Consider the following 16,516-nt stretch of genomic DNA (forward strand, 5'->3'; position numbering starts at 1 on the left):
ATGAAAATGTTTAAAAAGCGTATTAAAACAGAGGTTGTATCAGCGAATGAGTACACGGATTTTTCAGACCGATTTATGGGTGATGAAAAATATGCGACTTTAATGCATGTGGTAATAGCTGCTTCGGTCCCTGCCGTTACAGCTGTTGGTACAGGATTGTTTATGTATAACAATTTCAAGAATGCTTATTCCTCCACAATTCTTCCTGTTAATGTTCCAGTTCAACAGCCGATTTCAGAGCCAGTAATAGCCCAAATACCTTCTGTATTGCCTACTAATGCAATAGCGCAACCTGTAGGAGTGATTGCAGATAAGTCGTTAGAAATGTTGGCCACTATTTTAGATCCTGTCGTCCAGGTATTAGTCGCAATTTCATTCCCGATTGCAAGCGTGATTATGGTGGGTGCATGTTTCTTCTTTATGTTTGGAAATAACGAGAAAGCTTGGAGCATGATTATGAATGCGGGGCTAGGTTATGTATTAATTCAGATGTCACCATTATTTTTAGAAATTTTAAAATCCATTGGCGAAGCTATTTAACAAAGGAAGAAAGACCACCTTGTTAGAGGCGGTCAAATTAAGGGTTGTATTATTGAATGTAACTATGCTAGAATGACTAACGTTGATTGAACTTCATCTATAATTTTTGAGTAAAAAATAAAACTTTGCACAAATGTTACACATGGATGTCGCGAAATCCCATACTATCATGCTTTTGTGAGGGTAATTAGATTCCCTCCGAGGGCGCCATTTTACTTTTTAAGAAACCTTGTGATATAAAAGGGAAACCTTGTAAACGTTATTGTACCAACGTTTGTGAGGTTTTTCTATTTTATCGTAACAATCAAGAAGTCGTTAAAAAACGATAGAAAAAGAAACTGCACTACACAAATACTACACACTACACAAATACTACACACTACACATCTTCTTTATCCAACATATTCTCATAAATACTTAACGCTTTTTGTTCTTCTCTAGTACGTAATTCTCGCAAAACATGTGCATAGGTATGCATTGTAGTAAAAATGGACTCATGACCTAATCGTTCAGAGACATACTGCGTATTTACGCCTTCATATAATAATACGCTAGCATGAGTATGCCTTAAGCCGTGGCAGGTAATTTCTTGAATACCTAAATCAATTAATATTTCTTTCAACCTTTTATTGGCATCTTCGTTGCTTACTACTTTAACGTTCCCATCTGTATAGAAAATTAAACCATTTTCATTGTCTTCAGACTGATTTATAAAATCCTCAAGAGTCCTCATAATGACGATAAGTGTTTTTATACTTATTGGTTTTATATTTTTCTATCCAGGACTCAAAATACTCCACAAATACCCTGTCTCGCGTTAAGATATTTGTACCTTTTTGTAAACGCATTTTTATTGCTGGAGCAGCAACTTGTGCTTCTTTTTTTGTTGTAAACGTCACTGAATTAAACTTGCCATTCGTATATCTATATGCTGTATACTGCCACTTTTCCCCATACTTCGTCACACTGGCCATATCTTTATAAACCTCCAATTCGATTGTTATTCATATAGTGACACGTGGTCATGTGTAGTTTTATACCAATTCAGCATATTATATTTGTTGCTTATGTATTGTTCGAGACGTTTTTCTGCAAAATCGTATTCGACATTAAAAAGATGTTGTATATGTAGCACGGTAATTACATTGCCACTATAGATTTCTAACCTATTCAACATAAATGTTGGTATACAAGCATGATACATAAAATTATTTGCTTTGTTTTCTTGATGCCCGATCCCAGAGGGTGGCATTACGCTGTGATTGCCAGTGTGCTGTAGTACATGGCAAAATTCCTGCCACTTTTGTGCAACGGTAAAGTTTTGTGCTAAAAAAATAAAAGGTATTTCGTAAGCAAATAATGCCTAGCTTGTACCATTTTCATAGGGAACAGGAAAAACCTTTATGCCGAGCTCATTAGCAATGTACATATAATCCAGTTGATTGGGTTTCAAAATCCCCATACGGGTATACAATTTTTTAACAAAATCTTCAGTGTGCGTAGTGTAATTCATAAATAATTTTGACTATTTAAAAAAGATTTTGGATATAATTCCACCAATGAATGCTGCTAAAACTGAAATAATGCAAGTATACAATACTACATCTAAATATTCATATTCCTTCCAGGGCAATATTATTAAAGCTAGTATTACCGAAGCTATCATAATAATACTTGTGAAAATAGACTGCTTCATGTTTAATTTCAACAAATTCATGTTACACCTCCTATTTGTAAATATTATATTTTTACATTCTTTAACTATAAATCCAACACCAAGTTGATGTTAAATACTACAACTCAAATAATGCTAAACAATCTATTAGATCTTCACAAAGTCTTAGTTGGGCTTCAGAGAACGCAATAATGAATACAGGAATATTAGCAGGATCTTAATAATACTTTAACCAAGCCCCCTTTTTAATGAATTCTGGGGGGGAAACGCAGTATCAATAATACGTAAACAATCTGAAAGGCAATAAAAATCTATCTTTTACTTAGTGAAAAATTTTTATTGCCTTTGATTTTTATCTTTATCAAGAGATTGTTTTCGTTACGTTACAAATTTAATGCAATTCAGAATGCAGTGAAGATTGGTACTTTATGAAAAAAATGGATATAAGGAGGGTGCTAGGGAATGTTTGTTTTTGTATCGTTCGATAAATAATGAGTGGCTTTCTTCTATTTATTAAAAGTGTAAATATTATATTTCTATAAAACCCACTTTAAGTTTTAAAAACAAAATGCATTTTCCTATTGCTAAAGCTAAAGATTATTAGTAAAGTATTAGAGGTGTTATTAAGTGCAATAAATAATCACTGATTTTTCTATACTACACAATTGTATTATAAAACCTTGATGTAACGCACTTATATCATGATTTTTATAGCTCGACTCTCTAATAAGTAGCTTAGCAGCCTGCTTAGCGGAGAACGAGAGGGAAATAATGGGACTATCGCCTATTTGGCATTATTCCCGTATTTATTCCTTTCAAACCTTCAAAAAAGCAACAACTCCAAATTATTTTTTTAGTGAACATAACTGAACGTGAGGCTAGCACGCTAGTCCAAAAGAAGAATCCTTTTCTGAGGGGGATTCTTTTTTTGTGTCCAAAATTATCTTATTTTTGGATAAATAGTATCTCGATAATGTATGGGTATTCATTTAATGTTGTTAAATCACTACTTTGTGCATTATTTTTCTAAAAGAGGAATATTAAATTTATTATTATGAAATTATTATTACTTTTATGCATTAATGTATTGTATATAGAGTCTATTATTAATATAATTGACCTAATAGTCTAACATTTCAGAATTGAGAAAAATGAAGTGTTCGGAATATTATTTAATACTATTAGGGGGAACAACTATGAAAAAACGTATATGGACGTTACTAATGGTCGTGGCAGCATTTACGCTAGTACTAGCGGGCTGTGGCGCAAAAGATAATACATCGTCAAGTGATGGTGCGTCTAGTGATGATTCAGGTAAGAAAGTATATAAGGTAGGTACAGAAGCTACCTTTGCACCATTTGAATCAGTAGACGATAAAGGAAACATTGTTGGGATTGACGTAGATGTACTGCAAGCAATTGCTGATGAAATGGACTTTGAAGTAGATTGGCAAAATATCGGTTGGGAACCAGTATTCCAAACAATTAAAAATGGTGAAACGGATATCGGTGCATCAGGTATTACGATTAATGAAGAACGTAAAGAATCATTTGACTTTACAGAGCCGTATTATGAATCTCAATTATTAATCGTGGTAAAAGAAGATTCGAAAATTAAGTCATTAGCTGATTTAAAAGATAAAAAGATTTCAGTACAAATTAATGCAACTGGTCATATGGCTGCGAAAAAATTACAAGGTGATGCAAGTACCAACATCATGGCATTTGAAAATCAACCTGTTGCCATTCAAGAAATGTTAAATGGGAACGTAGATGCAACAATTGGTGATAATGCGGTTATATATGAATACATGGAGGCAAATCCAAAAGCGAAACTAAAAGTAATTAAAGATAATGCATTTGAAAAAGAATACTATGGCTTCATGGTGAAAAAAGGTAATGAAGAATTACTAAAAATACTGAATGAAGGTTTACAAAAAATTAAAGACAACGGTAAGTTAAAAGAAATTACTGGTTCAGAATTTAAGTAATGCAGTATGATGCCGCTAGCCTAATCATGCTAGCGGCTCGTTTGATTTTTTAAGGTAATTCATTAGGGGAATTTGAAAGGGAAAGTAGGGGTTCGGATGGACATCTTTGACTTACGCTGGGACATAGTCTGGAACTACCGTGATATGTTTGTACGTGGTATTGGTGTAACAATCATTTTAACGCTCAGTGGTTATTTTGGAGGTATCATTTTAGGTTTACTGTTAGGGTTAGGGAAATTATCAACGAAAAAATGGATTTACTGGCCAAGTAAACTTTATGTAGATTTATTCCGTGGGACACCGATGCTTGTGCAAATCTTGTTAATTCACTTAGCGGTGATTCCAACGATTTTTGGGCATTCATTAGGATATATGGTTTCAGGTATTACCGCACTGGTTTTAAACTGTGCAGCTTACAATGCAGAAATATTCCGTGCAGGTATTCAAAGTATTGATAAGGGGCAAATGGAGGCGGCACGTTCACTTGGTCTAACTCATAATCAAGCAATGCGTAAAGTGATTTTGCCACAAGCTTTCAGACGTATGATACCGCCACTTGGCAACGAATTCATTGCATTATTAAAAGACTCATCTTTAGTAACAGTTATTGCGGCACCGGATATTTTATATGCTAGTAAAGTAGTGGCAGGTGCAAGCTTCCGTTTCTGGGAGCCCTATATTGTAGCCGCATTGTTATATTTAATCTTAACGTATGGTGTAACAAAGGTTGTAGCCTATATAGAGAAGCGTTTCAGTAATAGCTATGTCCCTCGTAAAGTAGAAGGGCGGGAAGCAAGATGATTAAAATTGAAAACTTACACAAATATTTTGGTAAGCTAGAGGTACTCAAGGGCATTGATTATGAAATACAGGAGAAGCAGGTTGTATGTGTAATTGGGCCATCAGGTTCGGGGAAAAGTACCTTTTTACGTTGCATCAATATGCTAGAGCAAGTGACAGACGGTGCAATATATGTAGAGAATGTAAAAATTAACGATCCAAAAACGGATATTAATGCAATTCGAGCAGAAGTTGGGATGGTATTTCAACAATTCAATCTGTTCCCTCATATGACAGTGCTAGATAATGTGACAATGGCGCCCATGCAAATTCGCAATTTAAAGCGTCCAGAAGCTGAGGCACTGGGACATGAGCTTTTGAAAAAAGTGGGTCTAGATAGCAAGGCATACAATTATCCTGAACAACTTTCAGGTGGCCAACAGCAACGTGTTGCGATTGCTCGTGCATTAGCAATGAAGCCAAAAGCAATTCTATTTGATGAACCAACTTCAGCTCTTGACCCAGAGATGGTAAAAGAAGTGTTAGATGTTATGAAAAATCTAGCTGCTGAAGGAATGACAATGATTGTCGTGACACATGAGATGGGCTTTGCACGTGAAGTGGGTGATCGAGTTGTGTTCATGGACGGTGGTTATATTGTAGAGGAAGGGACACCCGAAGAGCTTTTCGGTAATCCACAGAATGAACGTACAAAAGCCTTTTTGGGAAAAGTTCTTTAATAATAAAAAAGAATGATTATCGTTCGTTCAGAATGTAGACAAACTCAAAAAATTTCGAGTTTGTCTACAGTCTTTTTTCTTTTAAAATAGAAGTAAGCAGTGTAAGCAGTGCTCGGAAGTGACACTGACCTTACAAACGAACATGCTGAATGAAAATCACAGAAAAAATCAAAAGGTTTCGGGAATGCCTAGCATTCCCGAAACCTTTTGTCTTCAATCTGAAACGAACATTATCGTTCGTTTTTTTGTGCTTTGTAAGGAAGATATCGATAATTTCAAAAAGGTGGGCGATAAATCTAAAAAATAGGATAATAAAATCGAAAAGTGTTTCTATAAATTTTAATTGTACACGTTACGGTTGTTTCATTCATGCAAAGAAGGCAGTCCCTAGTGATTTTTCATCACCTTTTGGGACTGCACTTTTTTGTATTTAATGAAGGGGATTTGTGGTAGTAGCAAAGGAATCAAGCATAGCACGCATATCTTGTTGTGAGTATTGAGGCACTTGATAGTAGCCATGCTTATTTTGGTAAATGGATAATTCGTATGCCATCTCAATGCAGTTGGGAATACTATCAGCAACAACACGTCGCACAACAGGGTTTGTTGTTTCCGTTGCTGCAGCAGTCATACACTTTGCTGCACCTTTTTGTGCGCCAAGTAAAAAGCCAGAAATTGTTTCATCATTAATTTCATTCGCATTTTGCATGGGTTTCTTCGGTTGTGAAGGTGTTAAGCCATATTTAAAATCATTTCCGGTCTCCATTTGATAGCGCCCCGTAGGAACAGATGGATCATGTCCTGTTTTAAAGGATTCAACAATCGTGTTGTACATACCTAGGGTGAAATTATATTGGCGATCCAAAATGCTTAATAGTTCAGGATCTTGAACCTGTGGACGTAGAATAATGCATTGATTTAGTCCTGCAATGATTTCACCAATTGTTTCATGCATGTCCATTACTTCGTGTCCACCATGATTTAGGCTTTGTTGTTGGTTGAATGATGTTGGGTCAGATGACTCATTATAAAATGATTGTGACAAAAAAATTCCTCCTCTAAGTCATATTTTGTTTTGCAGTATTTAGTATGTCTATTTAGATATATTTCATACGAAATAAATACTTTTGCATATATAGAGAATAGTGATGTTTTTTTAGCAACACATTAGTGGTAAAGATAAGAAAGTAGAGGAGGGTATACAAATGAAAAAATACCTTGGACCCGTGGGAATTATTATTATAGTGCTTGTTGTAGTAGCGTTATTATTTATACCAAAATACAATAGCCTTGTGACAGCAGAAGAAAATGTTGATTCGAAATGGGCGCAGGTCGAAAATCAGTTACAGCGTCGCTATGATTTAATCCCGAATTTAGTGGAATCAGTAAAAGGTTATGCCAACCATGAACAAGAAGTCATTGCAAGTATTACTCTTGCACGTGCACAGATGGGTAGCGCTAACACGCCAGAAGAACAGGCAGCAGCAAATGATGCGTTAAATGGAGCGTTGAGCCGATTGTTAGTAGTTGTGGAAAATTATCCGAATTTAAAAGCAGATGCAAATTTCCGTCAACTAATGGACGAATTAGCCGGAACAGAAAATCGTTTAGCAGTAGCACGTGAAGATTACAATAATGAAGTGCAAGGGTTTAATAAAATTGTTAAGCGATTCCCAGGAAATTTAATTGCGGGTATGTTTGGCTTTGAACAAAAGGAATATTTTAAAGCAGCTGCGGGAGCTGAAATTGCTCCATCAGTAGATTTTAGTGAATCAGGTAAACAATAATGACACGTTGTACATTGTTACTTGCAATCGTTTTTTTTGCCTTTACAGTGAACGTAGACATCACACAAGCAGCGATGCCAAAACCAATGAACAATACGTACATCCATGATTTTGCGAATGTACTTTCAACTCCAGTAGAAGATGAGCTGAACCATTATTCTGAGCAGTTAGACAATGACACAGGAGCGGAAATAATGGTCGTGACATTAGATTCCTTAAATGGGCAAGAGGCTAAAATGTACGCAACAAAGATGATTAGAGAATGGGGCATTGGTGATGAAGTTAAAAATAACGGTGTCCTTATATTAGCCACATTTGGTCAAGGAGAAGGAAATAATGATGTTGTTATTGGTGTGGGGCAAGGCCTAGAAGGTGCTTTACCAGACGGTAAATTAGGACGAATTTTGGATTCGGCTTTTTATCCATATGCAAGTGCTGGAGAAATCGGTAAAGCCTTTCAAGCAACCTACGCAGAAGTATTTCAAAGCGTGGCAGAAGAATATAATTGGGAGGGCGATAAGCCAGACCAACAGGAAGCGGATGAATCGATGCCCACATGGGTCTTGATATTACTTATTATTATTGTGCTCATTGTCATTACGTTTTCATCTAATGGTGGCGGTGGTGGCCCGCGTTCAAGAGGACGTGGAGGTTATCCAGGTGGATTCGGTGGAGGTTTTGGTAGTGGTGGTTCACGCGGCGGCGGTGGCTTTGGTGGTTTTGGAGGTGGCTCATCCGCAGGTGGCGGAGCAAGTAGGAAATTTTAAATGAGCTAGCATCATTTACGTTGAGATGCCATTAATTTAATTCTAATAGTAGATCCAACTACCTGTTTTTTCATCATTATTTAAAAGTGACTTGTCTAAAGGCAGGTCACTTTTTAAATTGGTTAAAAAGGAAATTTTCTTTAATTATTATCATTTATTGACAAAAATGCTGAAATTGTTATAATTTTAATATATCGATAAACGATATAACGCGAACTGATATAAGGAGGAGTTATTTTGAAAAAAAGATTTTTAACAGCTTCATTAGCGGTCATTTTAACAGCATCTGCTGTCTATCCTGTTTCGATGCAGGAAGTACGCGCTGCCAATGAAACTAGTAGTCAAGTAGAAGTAAAAGAGGAAAGTCTATCTGCTAAGGATTTTCTAGGTTTAACGGTAACAGCTCTAACATTCCAACATGGTTCAGAGACAATGCGTCAGCAAACCATTGATAAGTGGGTAAAAGGCGAAGAATTAAAAGATTTAAGTCTTCATATTAAACGTGATGAAGCAGCACGTATTTTAGTAAGAGCTTTAAATAAAGAGGAAAAAGAAGCTACACTTGCTGAGTATCAAGAAAAAGCCAATAAGCTTGGTTTATTTAACGGTCTTTCAAATAGTGAATCGATTTCTAAACAAGATGCAGTCAAAATTTTAAACAATGCTAAAAATGTGAAAAACGGTGTTAGTAATGAAGGCGTGAAAGAAATTTCCGTAGAAGATTTCATGAAAAATCCAGGAAGCTTTGGCTATTCACTTTCACCAGACGGTAATTATATTACTTATTCCGCTGCATGGGAAAATCGTTCAAATGTTTTCGTGAAAAAAATGAATGATGATAGCGAGCCAGTACGTGTATCTAGCGCAACGGATCGTGATATTGCTGGATCCTTCTGGAAAGATAATAATTTACTATATTTAAAGGATAAAGGTGGCGATGAAAACTTCCACATTTATTCAACATCATTTAATGGCAATGAAGAAAAGGATTTAACACCATATCCAAATGTAACAGTTGGATTATTAAGTGATTTACAAGGCGTTAAAGATGAAATTCTAATTATGATGAACAAAGAAGATGCAAAAGTGTTTGATGTGTACAAACTAAATGTAAAAACTGGCGAGACAAAACATGTTGCTAAAAACCCAGGTAATATTGCGAGCTGGCTAGCTGATCGCGATGGCAATATTCGAATTGCTGTTGCTTCAGATGGTGTAGAGGGTACTGTTTTATATCGTGAGACAGAAAAAGATGAATTCAAACCATTTATTGAAATGGCAGCAGGAGATGAAGTAACACCACTTGCATTCTCTAAAGATAATAAGCATATTTACGCAACTACTAATAAAGGAAGAGACAAAGTAGAATTCGTAAAATATGATTTAGAAGGCAAGGAAGAAGTCATTATGTCTAACGCAGAGGTAGATGTAGCGGGGGTATTGTATAGTGCTGAGCAGGATAAATTACTATATGGCGCTTATTTAACAGATAAACCGCATTATCAATTCTTCGATAAAAGCTTTGAGGAACTATTCCGTAAGATACAAACTAAATTAAATGTTGAAGAAAGCGAATTAGGCATCAACGATTACAATAAAGAAATGACAAAATTCATTGTCAGTGTGTCAAGTGACACTGTGTACGGTAAATATTATTACTACGATTCAACAACAGATGAATTAACAGAGCTGGCAACTTTGAGCCTGTGGTTAAACCCAGAAGAGTTAGCAGAAATGCACCCTATTTCATATAAAAGCCGAGATGGACTAACTATTAACGGTTATTTAACATTACCGAAAAACAAAGATGCTAAAAACCTACCACTTATCGTGAATCCACATGGAGGTCCATGGGCACGTGATGTATGGGGCTTTAACCCAGAAGTTCAGTTACTTGCAAACCGTGGCTACGCGGTACTACAAGTGAATTTCCGCTCTTCTACAGGTTATGGTAAAGAATTCCTAGATGCTGGTAATAAGCAATGGGGTCTGAAAATTCAAGACGATATTACAGATGGCGTACAATGGGCTATTGATCAAGGTATAGCAGATCCTGAGCGTGTCGGTATATACGGTGCATCATTCGGTGGTTATGCAACATTAGCAGGTATTACGAAGACACCTGATTTATATGCAGCCGCAGTTGACTATGTAGGTGTATCAAATATCTTCACATTGTTAGATACAATTCCACCATATTGGGAAACAATGCGTAACATGTTCTATGAGCGAGTTGGGCATCCTGAAAAAGATAAAGAGTTATTAACAGAAGCTTCACCAGTGTTCCACGTTGATAAAATTAAAACACCTTTATTTGTAGCTCAAGGGGCTAATGACCCACGTGTAAATCAGGCAGAGTCTGATCAAATCGTTAAAGCGTTACGTGAAAGAGGCGTCGATGTGGAGTACATGTTGAAGGAAAATGAAGGACATGGTTTCCACAACGAAGAAAATCGCATTGAATTCTATAATGCAATGGTTAAATTCTTAGATAGTCATTTAAAATAACAATAGCTAGACTGTGCGGGAAGTAATTTTCTTGCACAGTCTTTTTTGGTAGCAAGTACAGAATAGATGATGGCGTTTTATCCCGCATGAACGGTCAGTAATTTATCTGTTCCGAAAGCGAAGCGTCAGGTACAAGCCGCCCACCTCAAGTGGAAGGATGAAAACGAGTTAGCTAAGTGGGCGATCAACTGACCGTAAAAGCCCGATTGGTTCGGGGCAACAAATGTTTTATGTGCGAAAGCGCAGCGGCAGCGACAGGATGTTTTATGTGCGAAAGCGAAGCGGCAGCAACAGGATGTTGGTCACACAAGCTTTTTCACAGGATGTGAAGGTTTTAGCTTGTGTTCCTCTATTTAATGTGGGGATGAAGAAAACCCCCACTGATTGAAGTTTCACTTTATAATAGCCTTAGGAGGTGGGGAGTGAATGAACGTGAAATTTTTTAGTCGATCTAATTGTGAACTATGTGTAGAAGGCTTACGTACTTTGAAGCTTGTACAAGAAGATATAGCATTTAATATAGAAATTATCGACATCGAAACGGACGAAATGATCCATGAAAAATATATGCTGATGATTCCTGTAGTAGAAAAGGATGGCCATATAATACAATATGGCAATTTAGATTATGCAACCCTCACTGAAGGGCTTTTATAACTCAAATTTTATACTAAATGATAATAAGGAAGGGGCTCTGCTCATGTATATACCAGCGGCATTTAAAATAAAAGATAGAGCTGAGATGATCGAGGTGATACAAACGAACAGTTTTGCTACATTGTTTTCTACTTATGAAGGCATGCCATATGCGACTCATCTTCCTTTATTGTTCAATGAAACGCAGGATTGTTTGATTGGCCATTTTGCAAAAGGCAATCCGCAATGGAAGAACATCGAGCAGCAAGATGTTTTAGCGGTCTTCCAAGGTCCTCATTGCTACATATCTCCGTCATGGTATGAAACAAATCAAGCTGTCCCTACATGGAACTATGTAGCGGTACATGTTTACGGAGAAATTGAGCTTATGGAAAATGAAGAGGAATTAGTCAAGTCCTTTAACAAGATGATTGCAAAATACGAAGGGAACGATAGCCCGTATCGCTTGGCTGAAGTGAACTCAAAACTTATAACAAATCTAAATAATGGGGTTCAAGGTTTTAAAGTAAAGATTTCACATATGGAAGGGAAAAAGAAATTAAGTCAAAATCATTCAATGGAACGCCAACAATTAGTCATTAAGCAGCTAGAAGAAATAGAGCAATCAAACGAGCAACAAATCGCCCATTTAATGAAGAAAAATATTAAGTAAACGATAAACACTCAGTTTAGAGGAGCAATCTTTTAACTGAGTGTTTTATTATTTATGCTCACAAAATAGCAGTTTTCACAATTTGTTCAATGAAAGCGTTTTGAATATGAACAGTTTGTGAAGACCTTCACATAAAGCTTTATTTTTTAAAAAATCGGAGTAGAATAGGAATCAGCAAGAAGTTGTTATAAGACAGTTTATATGAAAATATCACATTATAGTGTTTGTTATATTACAAAAACAATTTGAAGGGAGATTTTACAATGTGGGTTATTACAGTATTTGAGAAAAAGGATATTCGTATTTTTGAATACACTAACAAAAATGAGGCTACAAAAGCTTTAGCAGGATTTAAGAAAAACGCTGTATTATCTTTTACAAATTAATAAAACCAGAATCTCGTAACCGTACTTGAAGGTTACGGGATTTTTTTTCCCGCATGAACGGTCAGTAATTTATCTGTTCCGAAAGCGAAGCGTCAGGTACAAGACGCCCATCTCAAGTGGAAGGATGAGAACGAGCAAAAAACAGATTGATGCATAGGAATAAGCAATATCGTACAGCTTAATAATGATTTACAGCTCTTAAAATGTTAGAACCATAAAAAACGCTGTATTATAATTTGCACCTTTCTGCTAAGGCAATAAATAATGGTATACCATTATTTACTTGCCCTTTTTTAAAATCCATATTATAATAAAATCACAAGTGGGACACAATTTTATATAGTGGGATAAAAACAGTCCCATTATAATTGAAAGGTAGTAGATGCGTATGTTAACCATACCTGAGGCACAACAAAGACTACTTCCGGAAATGTATCCGCTTCTTCAATCAAGATATCGCATCTTGCAATCGATTCAGCTAATGCAACCCATTGGACGACGTACACTTGCAGAATCACTGAAAGTGACAGAGCGTGAAATACGAAAAGAAACGGATATTTTACGTGAGCAAGGGTTATTAGATACTCAAAAGTCGGGTATGGTATGTACGAGTGATGGCATAGCAGTTATTGAACAGCTACGCGCATTAGTTTACGAATGGTCTGGTCTTACGCAGCTTGCTAAATCGCTCGAAAAACGATTTGGATTGCAACATGTGATCGTTGTACCAGGTGATTATAAGGACGATGAAACGGTATTAACATTGCTTGGTAAGGAGGCCGCTCAGCAATTCCTATCAACCATTATTGGTGAACGTGTTGTCGCTGTCACAGGTGGCAAATCGGTGGCTTCGCTTGCGCAATTTTTACAACCAATAGATGCCCAGCAGGACATAACATTTGTTGCAGCACGTGGGGGGATTGGGCATGAAATGCAAATGCAAGCCAATACACTTGTCGCAACATTTGCGATGCAGATGAATGCCCAGCATCGAACTTTGTTTTTACCGGAACATTTAAGTGAGCAAGCATATCAAGCGATGCTTAAAGAGCCAATGGTTATTGAAATGATGGCTTATTATGATCAGGCTGACTGTGTGATCCATGGTATCGGCTCTGCGGAGGAAATGGCTATTCGCCGTAATTCGTCGCCGGAGGATTTACGAATTCTCGAGGAAAAAGGAGCTGTCAGTGAAGCGTTTGGCTATTACTTTAATGCTGAAGGAGAAATTGTGCATCGAATTCGCACGATTGGTATTCAGCTGGAACAAGTAGAGAAATGTCAGCGCATAATTGCGGTTGCTGCAGGTAAACAAAAAGTGAACGCGATGCTTTCTTATTTTAAGGTAGCGCCGAAGCAGACTATTTTTATAACGGATGAAGCGGCAGCAAAAGCAATTGCTGAACGTTATCTGTAAACATAAATACAAACATTATTGGAGGAATTAACAATGGTATTAAAATTAGCAATTAATGGATTTGGACGTATTGGTCGTTTAGTATTTCGTGAAGCAATGAAGCATGAAGAATTTGAAGTAGTTGCAGTAAATGATTTAACAGATGCTGGTCAGCTCGCGCATTTATTAACATATGATTCTGTACACGGTGTCTATGATGCTGAAGTGCATGCAGAAGGCGATTCTTTCGTAGTAAATGGTAAAAAAGTTAAAGTATTTGCTGAGAAGGATCCTGTCCAATTGCCTTGGGGCGAACTTGGTGTTGATGTGGTGCTTGAGTGTACAGGTAAATTCCGCTCAATGGAAGAAGTAGGTAAGCATATTGAAGCAGGTGCAAAAAAAGCGATCCTTTCAGCACCAGCGAAAGGTGACATGCCAACATTTGTAATGGGTGTAAACCACCAGGATTACAATCCAAAAACAGATGATGTCATTTCTAATGCTTCTTGTACAACAAACTGTCTCGCACCTGTAGCCAAAATATTGGATGAAAAGTTTGGTATTGAGCGTGGTATGATGACAACAATTCACTCATACACAAATGACCAACGTATTTTAGACTTCCCGCACTCTGATCCTCGTCGAGCACGTGCAGGAGCTGTATCAATGATTCCAACAACTACCGGAGCAGCTGTAGCAGTTTCTAAAGTATTACCACAGTTAAAAGGTAAATTAGATGGCTTCTCTATGCGTGTACCTACACCGAATGTTTCGTGTGTGGATTTAGTAGTAGAATTAAAAGCAGAAGTTACAAAAGATGCTATCAACGCTGCTTTAAAAGAAGCTTCTGAAAATGAGCTGAAAAATATTTTAGGCTATAATGAGTTACCACTCGTATCAATTGACTATAATGGTAACCATAATTCTTCAACTGTTGACGGTCTTTCTACGATGGTATTAGAAAATAGTATGGTTAAGGTTCTTGCGTGGTATGATAACGAAATTGGTTACTCTACTCGCTTAATGGACTTAGCGTTATATATTGCAGAACAAGGTTTAAATCATAAATAAGTGTCATAATTAGCAATTTGAAGTAAAAAGTGTGACATAATACCGCTTTTTACGCATAAAAAGTATAGCCTTTATAATATCTAAAAGATATAATATACAAGGGAAATGGGAGTAGGGGACGTTTACCCTTACTCCTTTTTTAGATAAAAAAATAATACAGCATTTATAAGACATACTACGTAACTTTTGCTACTATTTAGTAAAAGTTAATTTTCAAAAATAAGGGTAAGTAGAAAGTGTGCAGAACCAAGATGGGTGAAGCACATGACACACGAGCCAAAAAACTTTGAAGGGGGTTTCTTCATGTTAAATAAGAAAACAATGAAAGATATCGATGTAAAAGGGAAGCGCGTTTTCGTACGTGTGGATTTTAATGTACCAATGGCTGAAGGTGCTATTACAGACGAAACACGTATTCGTGCAGCTATTCCAACAATTGAGTACTTAGTAGAGCAAGGTGCTAAAGTAATTTTAGCGTCTCATTTAGGTCGTCCAAAAGGTGAAGTAAAGGAAGATATGCGTTTAACTGCAGTGGGTATTCGCCTAGCTATGTTGATGGGCAAGCCAATTGCAAAATTAGATGAGTCCATTGGTGAAGTAGTAGAAGCAGCAGTTGCGAACATGCAAAATGGCGATATCATACTACTTGAAAACGTTCGCTTCCACGCAGGTGAAGAGAAAAATGATCCTGCACTAGCAGAACAATTTGCAAGTGTGGCGGACATTTATGTGAATGATGCCTTTGGAGCGGCACACCGTGCACACGCTTCAACAGAAGGAATTGCGAAGCATATACCAGCTGTATCCGGCTTCTTAATGGAAAAGGAATTAGAGGTTCTTGGTAAAGCATTATCTAATCCAGAACGTCCATTTACAGCGATTATTGGTGGTGCCAAAGTAAAAGATAAAATTGGTGTGATAGAAAGCTTATTAGAAAAGGTAGATCACTTAATTATCGGTGGTGGTCTGTCATTCACTTTCATCAAAGCACAGGGACATGATATCGGTAAGTCTCTATTAGAAGAAGATAAAGTTGAGTTAGCAAAATCTTTCATTGAAAAAGCGAACGCAAAAGGCGTGCAATTACATATGCCGATTGATGCAGTAGTAGCAAACGAATTTTCAAAAGATGCTGATACGCAGATTGTAGATGTAAATGCGATTTCATCAGATTGGATGGGTCTAGATATAGGTCCAAAAACAGCTGAAAACTACGCTGAGGTTATCAAAAATTCTAAGTTAATCATCTGGAATGGCCCTATGGGTGTCTTTGAAATGGACAAATTTGCGAATGGTACAAAAACTGTCGCACAGGCAATGGCAACAACAGATGGCTATACAGTCATCGGTGGCGGTGATTCTGCTGCGGCTGTGGAAAAATTTGAAGTAGCAAACAACATGGATCATATTTCAACTGGTGGCGGTGCTTCACTTGAATTAATGGAAGGTAAAGAACTTCCTGGTATTGTTGCCTTAAGTGATAAAGTGGCATTTTAATCGGTGAGGATTTCACATAAACTGAATACCCGTTAATGCGGGAAAAATAAAAGATAGGGGACACCAACG

General features: G+C 36.8%; 17 protein-coding genes. 13 read left to right on the top strand and 4 right to left on the bottom strand.

Translation table 11 applies throughout. The annotated features are described in order from the left end of the window. Nucleotides 1–6 precede the first annotated feature (6 nt). On the top strand, nucleotides 7–540 hold the full coding sequence (locus ACQKII_RS09670; RefSeq protein WP_427458660.1) for a hypothetical protein: 534 nt from the start codon (nucleotides 7–9) through the stop codon (nucleotides 538–540). A gap of 379 nt (nucleotides 541–919) precedes the next feature. Here ACQKII_RS09670 and ACQKII_RS09675 read toward each other — a convergent pair whose 3' ends face one another. The 3 genes from ACQKII_RS09675 to ACQKII_RS09685 are packed head-to-tail and all read right to left on the bottom strand — an operon-like array spanning nucleotide 920 to nucleotide 1,885. Beyond that, nucleotides 920–1,273 (bottom strand): tyrosine-type recombinase/integrase, encoded by a 354-nt coding sequence (locus ACQKII_RS09675; RefSeq protein ID WP_427458662.1) that lies wholly within the window; start codon nucleotides 1,271–1,273, stop codon nucleotides 920–922. Next, complete coding sequence (locus tag ACQKII_RS09680) at nucleotides 1,260–1,514, bottom strand: hypothetical protein (protein ID WP_427458664.1); 255 nt, start codon at nucleotides 1,512–1,514, stop codon at nucleotides 1,260–1,262. Before ACQKII_RS09680 ends, ACQKII_RS09675 begins: the two co-directional genes overlap by 14 nt. Before the next feature lie 26 nt (nucleotides 1,515–1,540). Continuing rightward, nucleotides 1,541–1,885 (bottom strand): ImmA/IrrE family metallo-endopeptidase, encoded by a 345-nt coding sequence (locus ACQKII_RS09685; protein WP_427458744.1) that lies wholly within the window; start codon nucleotides 1,883–1,885, stop codon nucleotides 1,541–1,543. A gap of 1,526 nt (nucleotides 1,886–3,411) precedes the next feature. Here ACQKII_RS09685 and ACQKII_RS09690 point away from each other — a divergent pair. The 3 genes from ACQKII_RS09690 (at nucleotide 3,412) to ACQKII_RS09700 (ending at nucleotide 5,726) form a co-directional block, all read left to right on the top strand. Beyond that, entirely contained in the window at nucleotides 3,412–4,206 is a 795-nt protein-coding gene (locus ACQKII_RS09690; protein WP_427458666.1) for a basic amino acid ABC transporter substrate-binding protein, read from the top strand. A gap of 96 nt (nucleotides 4,207–4,302) precedes the next feature. Continuing rightward, on the top strand, nucleotides 4,303–5,007 hold the full coding sequence (locus ACQKII_RS09695; RefSeq protein ID WP_427458668.1) for an amino acid ABC transporter permease: 705 nt from the start codon (nucleotides 4,303–4,305) through the stop codon (nucleotides 5,005–5,007). Continuing rightward, on the top strand, nucleotides 5,004–5,726 hold the full coding sequence (locus ACQKII_RS09700; protein WP_427458670.1) for an amino acid ABC transporter ATP-binding protein: 723 nt from the start codon (nucleotides 5,004–5,006) through the stop codon (nucleotides 5,724–5,726). Before ACQKII_RS09695 ends, ACQKII_RS09700 begins: the two co-directional genes overlap by 4 nt. A 430-nt stretch (nucleotides 5,727–6,156) precedes the next feature. Here ACQKII_RS09700 and ACQKII_RS09705 read toward each other — a convergent pair whose 3' ends face one another. Further along, nucleotides 6,157–6,771, bottom strand: a complete 615-nt coding sequence (locus ACQKII_RS09705) for a spore coat protein (protein WP_427458672.1) — start codon at nucleotides 6,769–6,771, stop codon at nucleotides 6,157–6,159. A 160-nt stretch (nucleotides 6,772–6,931) separates the two neighbouring features. On the opposite strand from ACQKII_RS09705, the gene ACQKII_RS09710 reads away from it, so the two are divergent. The 9 genes from ACQKII_RS09710 (at nucleotide 6,932) to ACQKII_RS09750 (ending at nucleotide 16,447) form a co-directional block, all read left to right on the top strand. Further along, nucleotides 6,932–7,513 carry a LemA family protein gene (locus tag ACQKII_RS09710; RefSeq protein WP_427458674.1) on the top strand — a complete coding sequence of 194 codons (582 nt, stop codon included), beginning with the start codon at nucleotides 6,932–6,934 and terminating at the stop codon, nucleotides 7,511–7,513. After that, on the top strand, nucleotides 7,513–8,280 hold the full coding sequence (locus ACQKII_RS09715; protein ID WP_427458675.1) for a TPM domain-containing protein: 768 nt from the start codon (nucleotides 7,513–7,515) through the stop codon (nucleotides 8,278–8,280). The genes ACQKII_RS09710 and ACQKII_RS09715 overlap by 1 nt, the downstream gene beginning before the upstream one ends. Before the next feature lie 237 nt (nucleotides 8,281–8,517). After that, complete coding sequence (locus ACQKII_RS09720; RefSeq protein ID WP_427458677.1) at nucleotides 8,518–10,788, top strand: prolyl oligopeptidase family serine peptidase; 2,271 nt, start codon at nucleotides 8,518–8,520, stop codon at nucleotides 10,786–10,788. 426 nt (nucleotides 10,789–11,214) lie between these two features. Beyond that, the gene (locus ACQKII_RS09725; RefSeq protein ID WP_427458679.1) at nucleotides 11,215–11,445 is read left to right on the top strand and encodes a glutaredoxin family protein; all 231 of its coding nucleotides are present in this window, start codon (nucleotides 11,215–11,217) and stop codon (nucleotides 11,443–11,445) included. A gap of 43 nt (nucleotides 11,446–11,488) precedes the next feature. Further along, the gene (locus ACQKII_RS09730; RefSeq protein ID WP_427458681.1) at nucleotides 11,489–12,097 is read left to right on the top strand and encodes an FMN-binding negative transcriptional regulator; all 609 of its coding nucleotides are present in this window, start codon (nucleotides 11,489–11,491) and stop codon (nucleotides 12,095–12,097) included. Between the two features lie 263 nt (nucleotides 12,098–12,360). Beyond that, nucleotides 12,361–12,483 (top strand): hypothetical protein, encoded by a 123-nt coding sequence (locus ACQKII_RS09735; protein ID WP_427458683.1) that lies wholly within the window; start codon nucleotides 12,361–12,363, stop codon nucleotides 12,481–12,483. Between the two features lie 388 nt (nucleotides 12,484–12,871). Beyond that, complete coding sequence (locus ACQKII_RS09740; protein ID WP_427458685.1) at nucleotides 12,872–13,900, top strand: sugar-binding transcriptional regulator; 1,029 nt, start codon at nucleotides 12,872–12,874, stop codon at nucleotides 13,898–13,900. A 33-nt stretch (nucleotides 13,901–13,933) separates the two neighbouring features. Further along, nucleotides 13,934–14,950 (top strand): type I glyceraldehyde-3-phosphate dehydrogenase, encoded by a 1,017-nt coding sequence (gene gap / locus ACQKII_RS09745; RefSeq protein WP_427458687.1) that lies wholly within the window; start codon nucleotides 13,934–13,936, stop codon nucleotides 14,948–14,950. Nucleotides 14,951–15,253: 303 nt separating this feature from the next. Beyond that, on the top strand, nucleotides 15,254–16,447 hold the full coding sequence (locus ACQKII_RS09750) for a phosphoglycerate kinase (protein ID WP_427458689.1): 1,194 nt from the start codon (nucleotides 15,254–15,256) through the stop codon (nucleotides 16,445–16,447). Nucleotides 16,448–16,516 lie beyond the last annotated feature (69 nt).

The sequence above is a fragment of the Lysinibacillus sp. NPDC048646 genome (assembly GCF_050272295.1).
Lineage (GTDB): Bacteria > Bacillota > Bacilli > Bacillales_A > Planococcaceae > Lysinibacillus.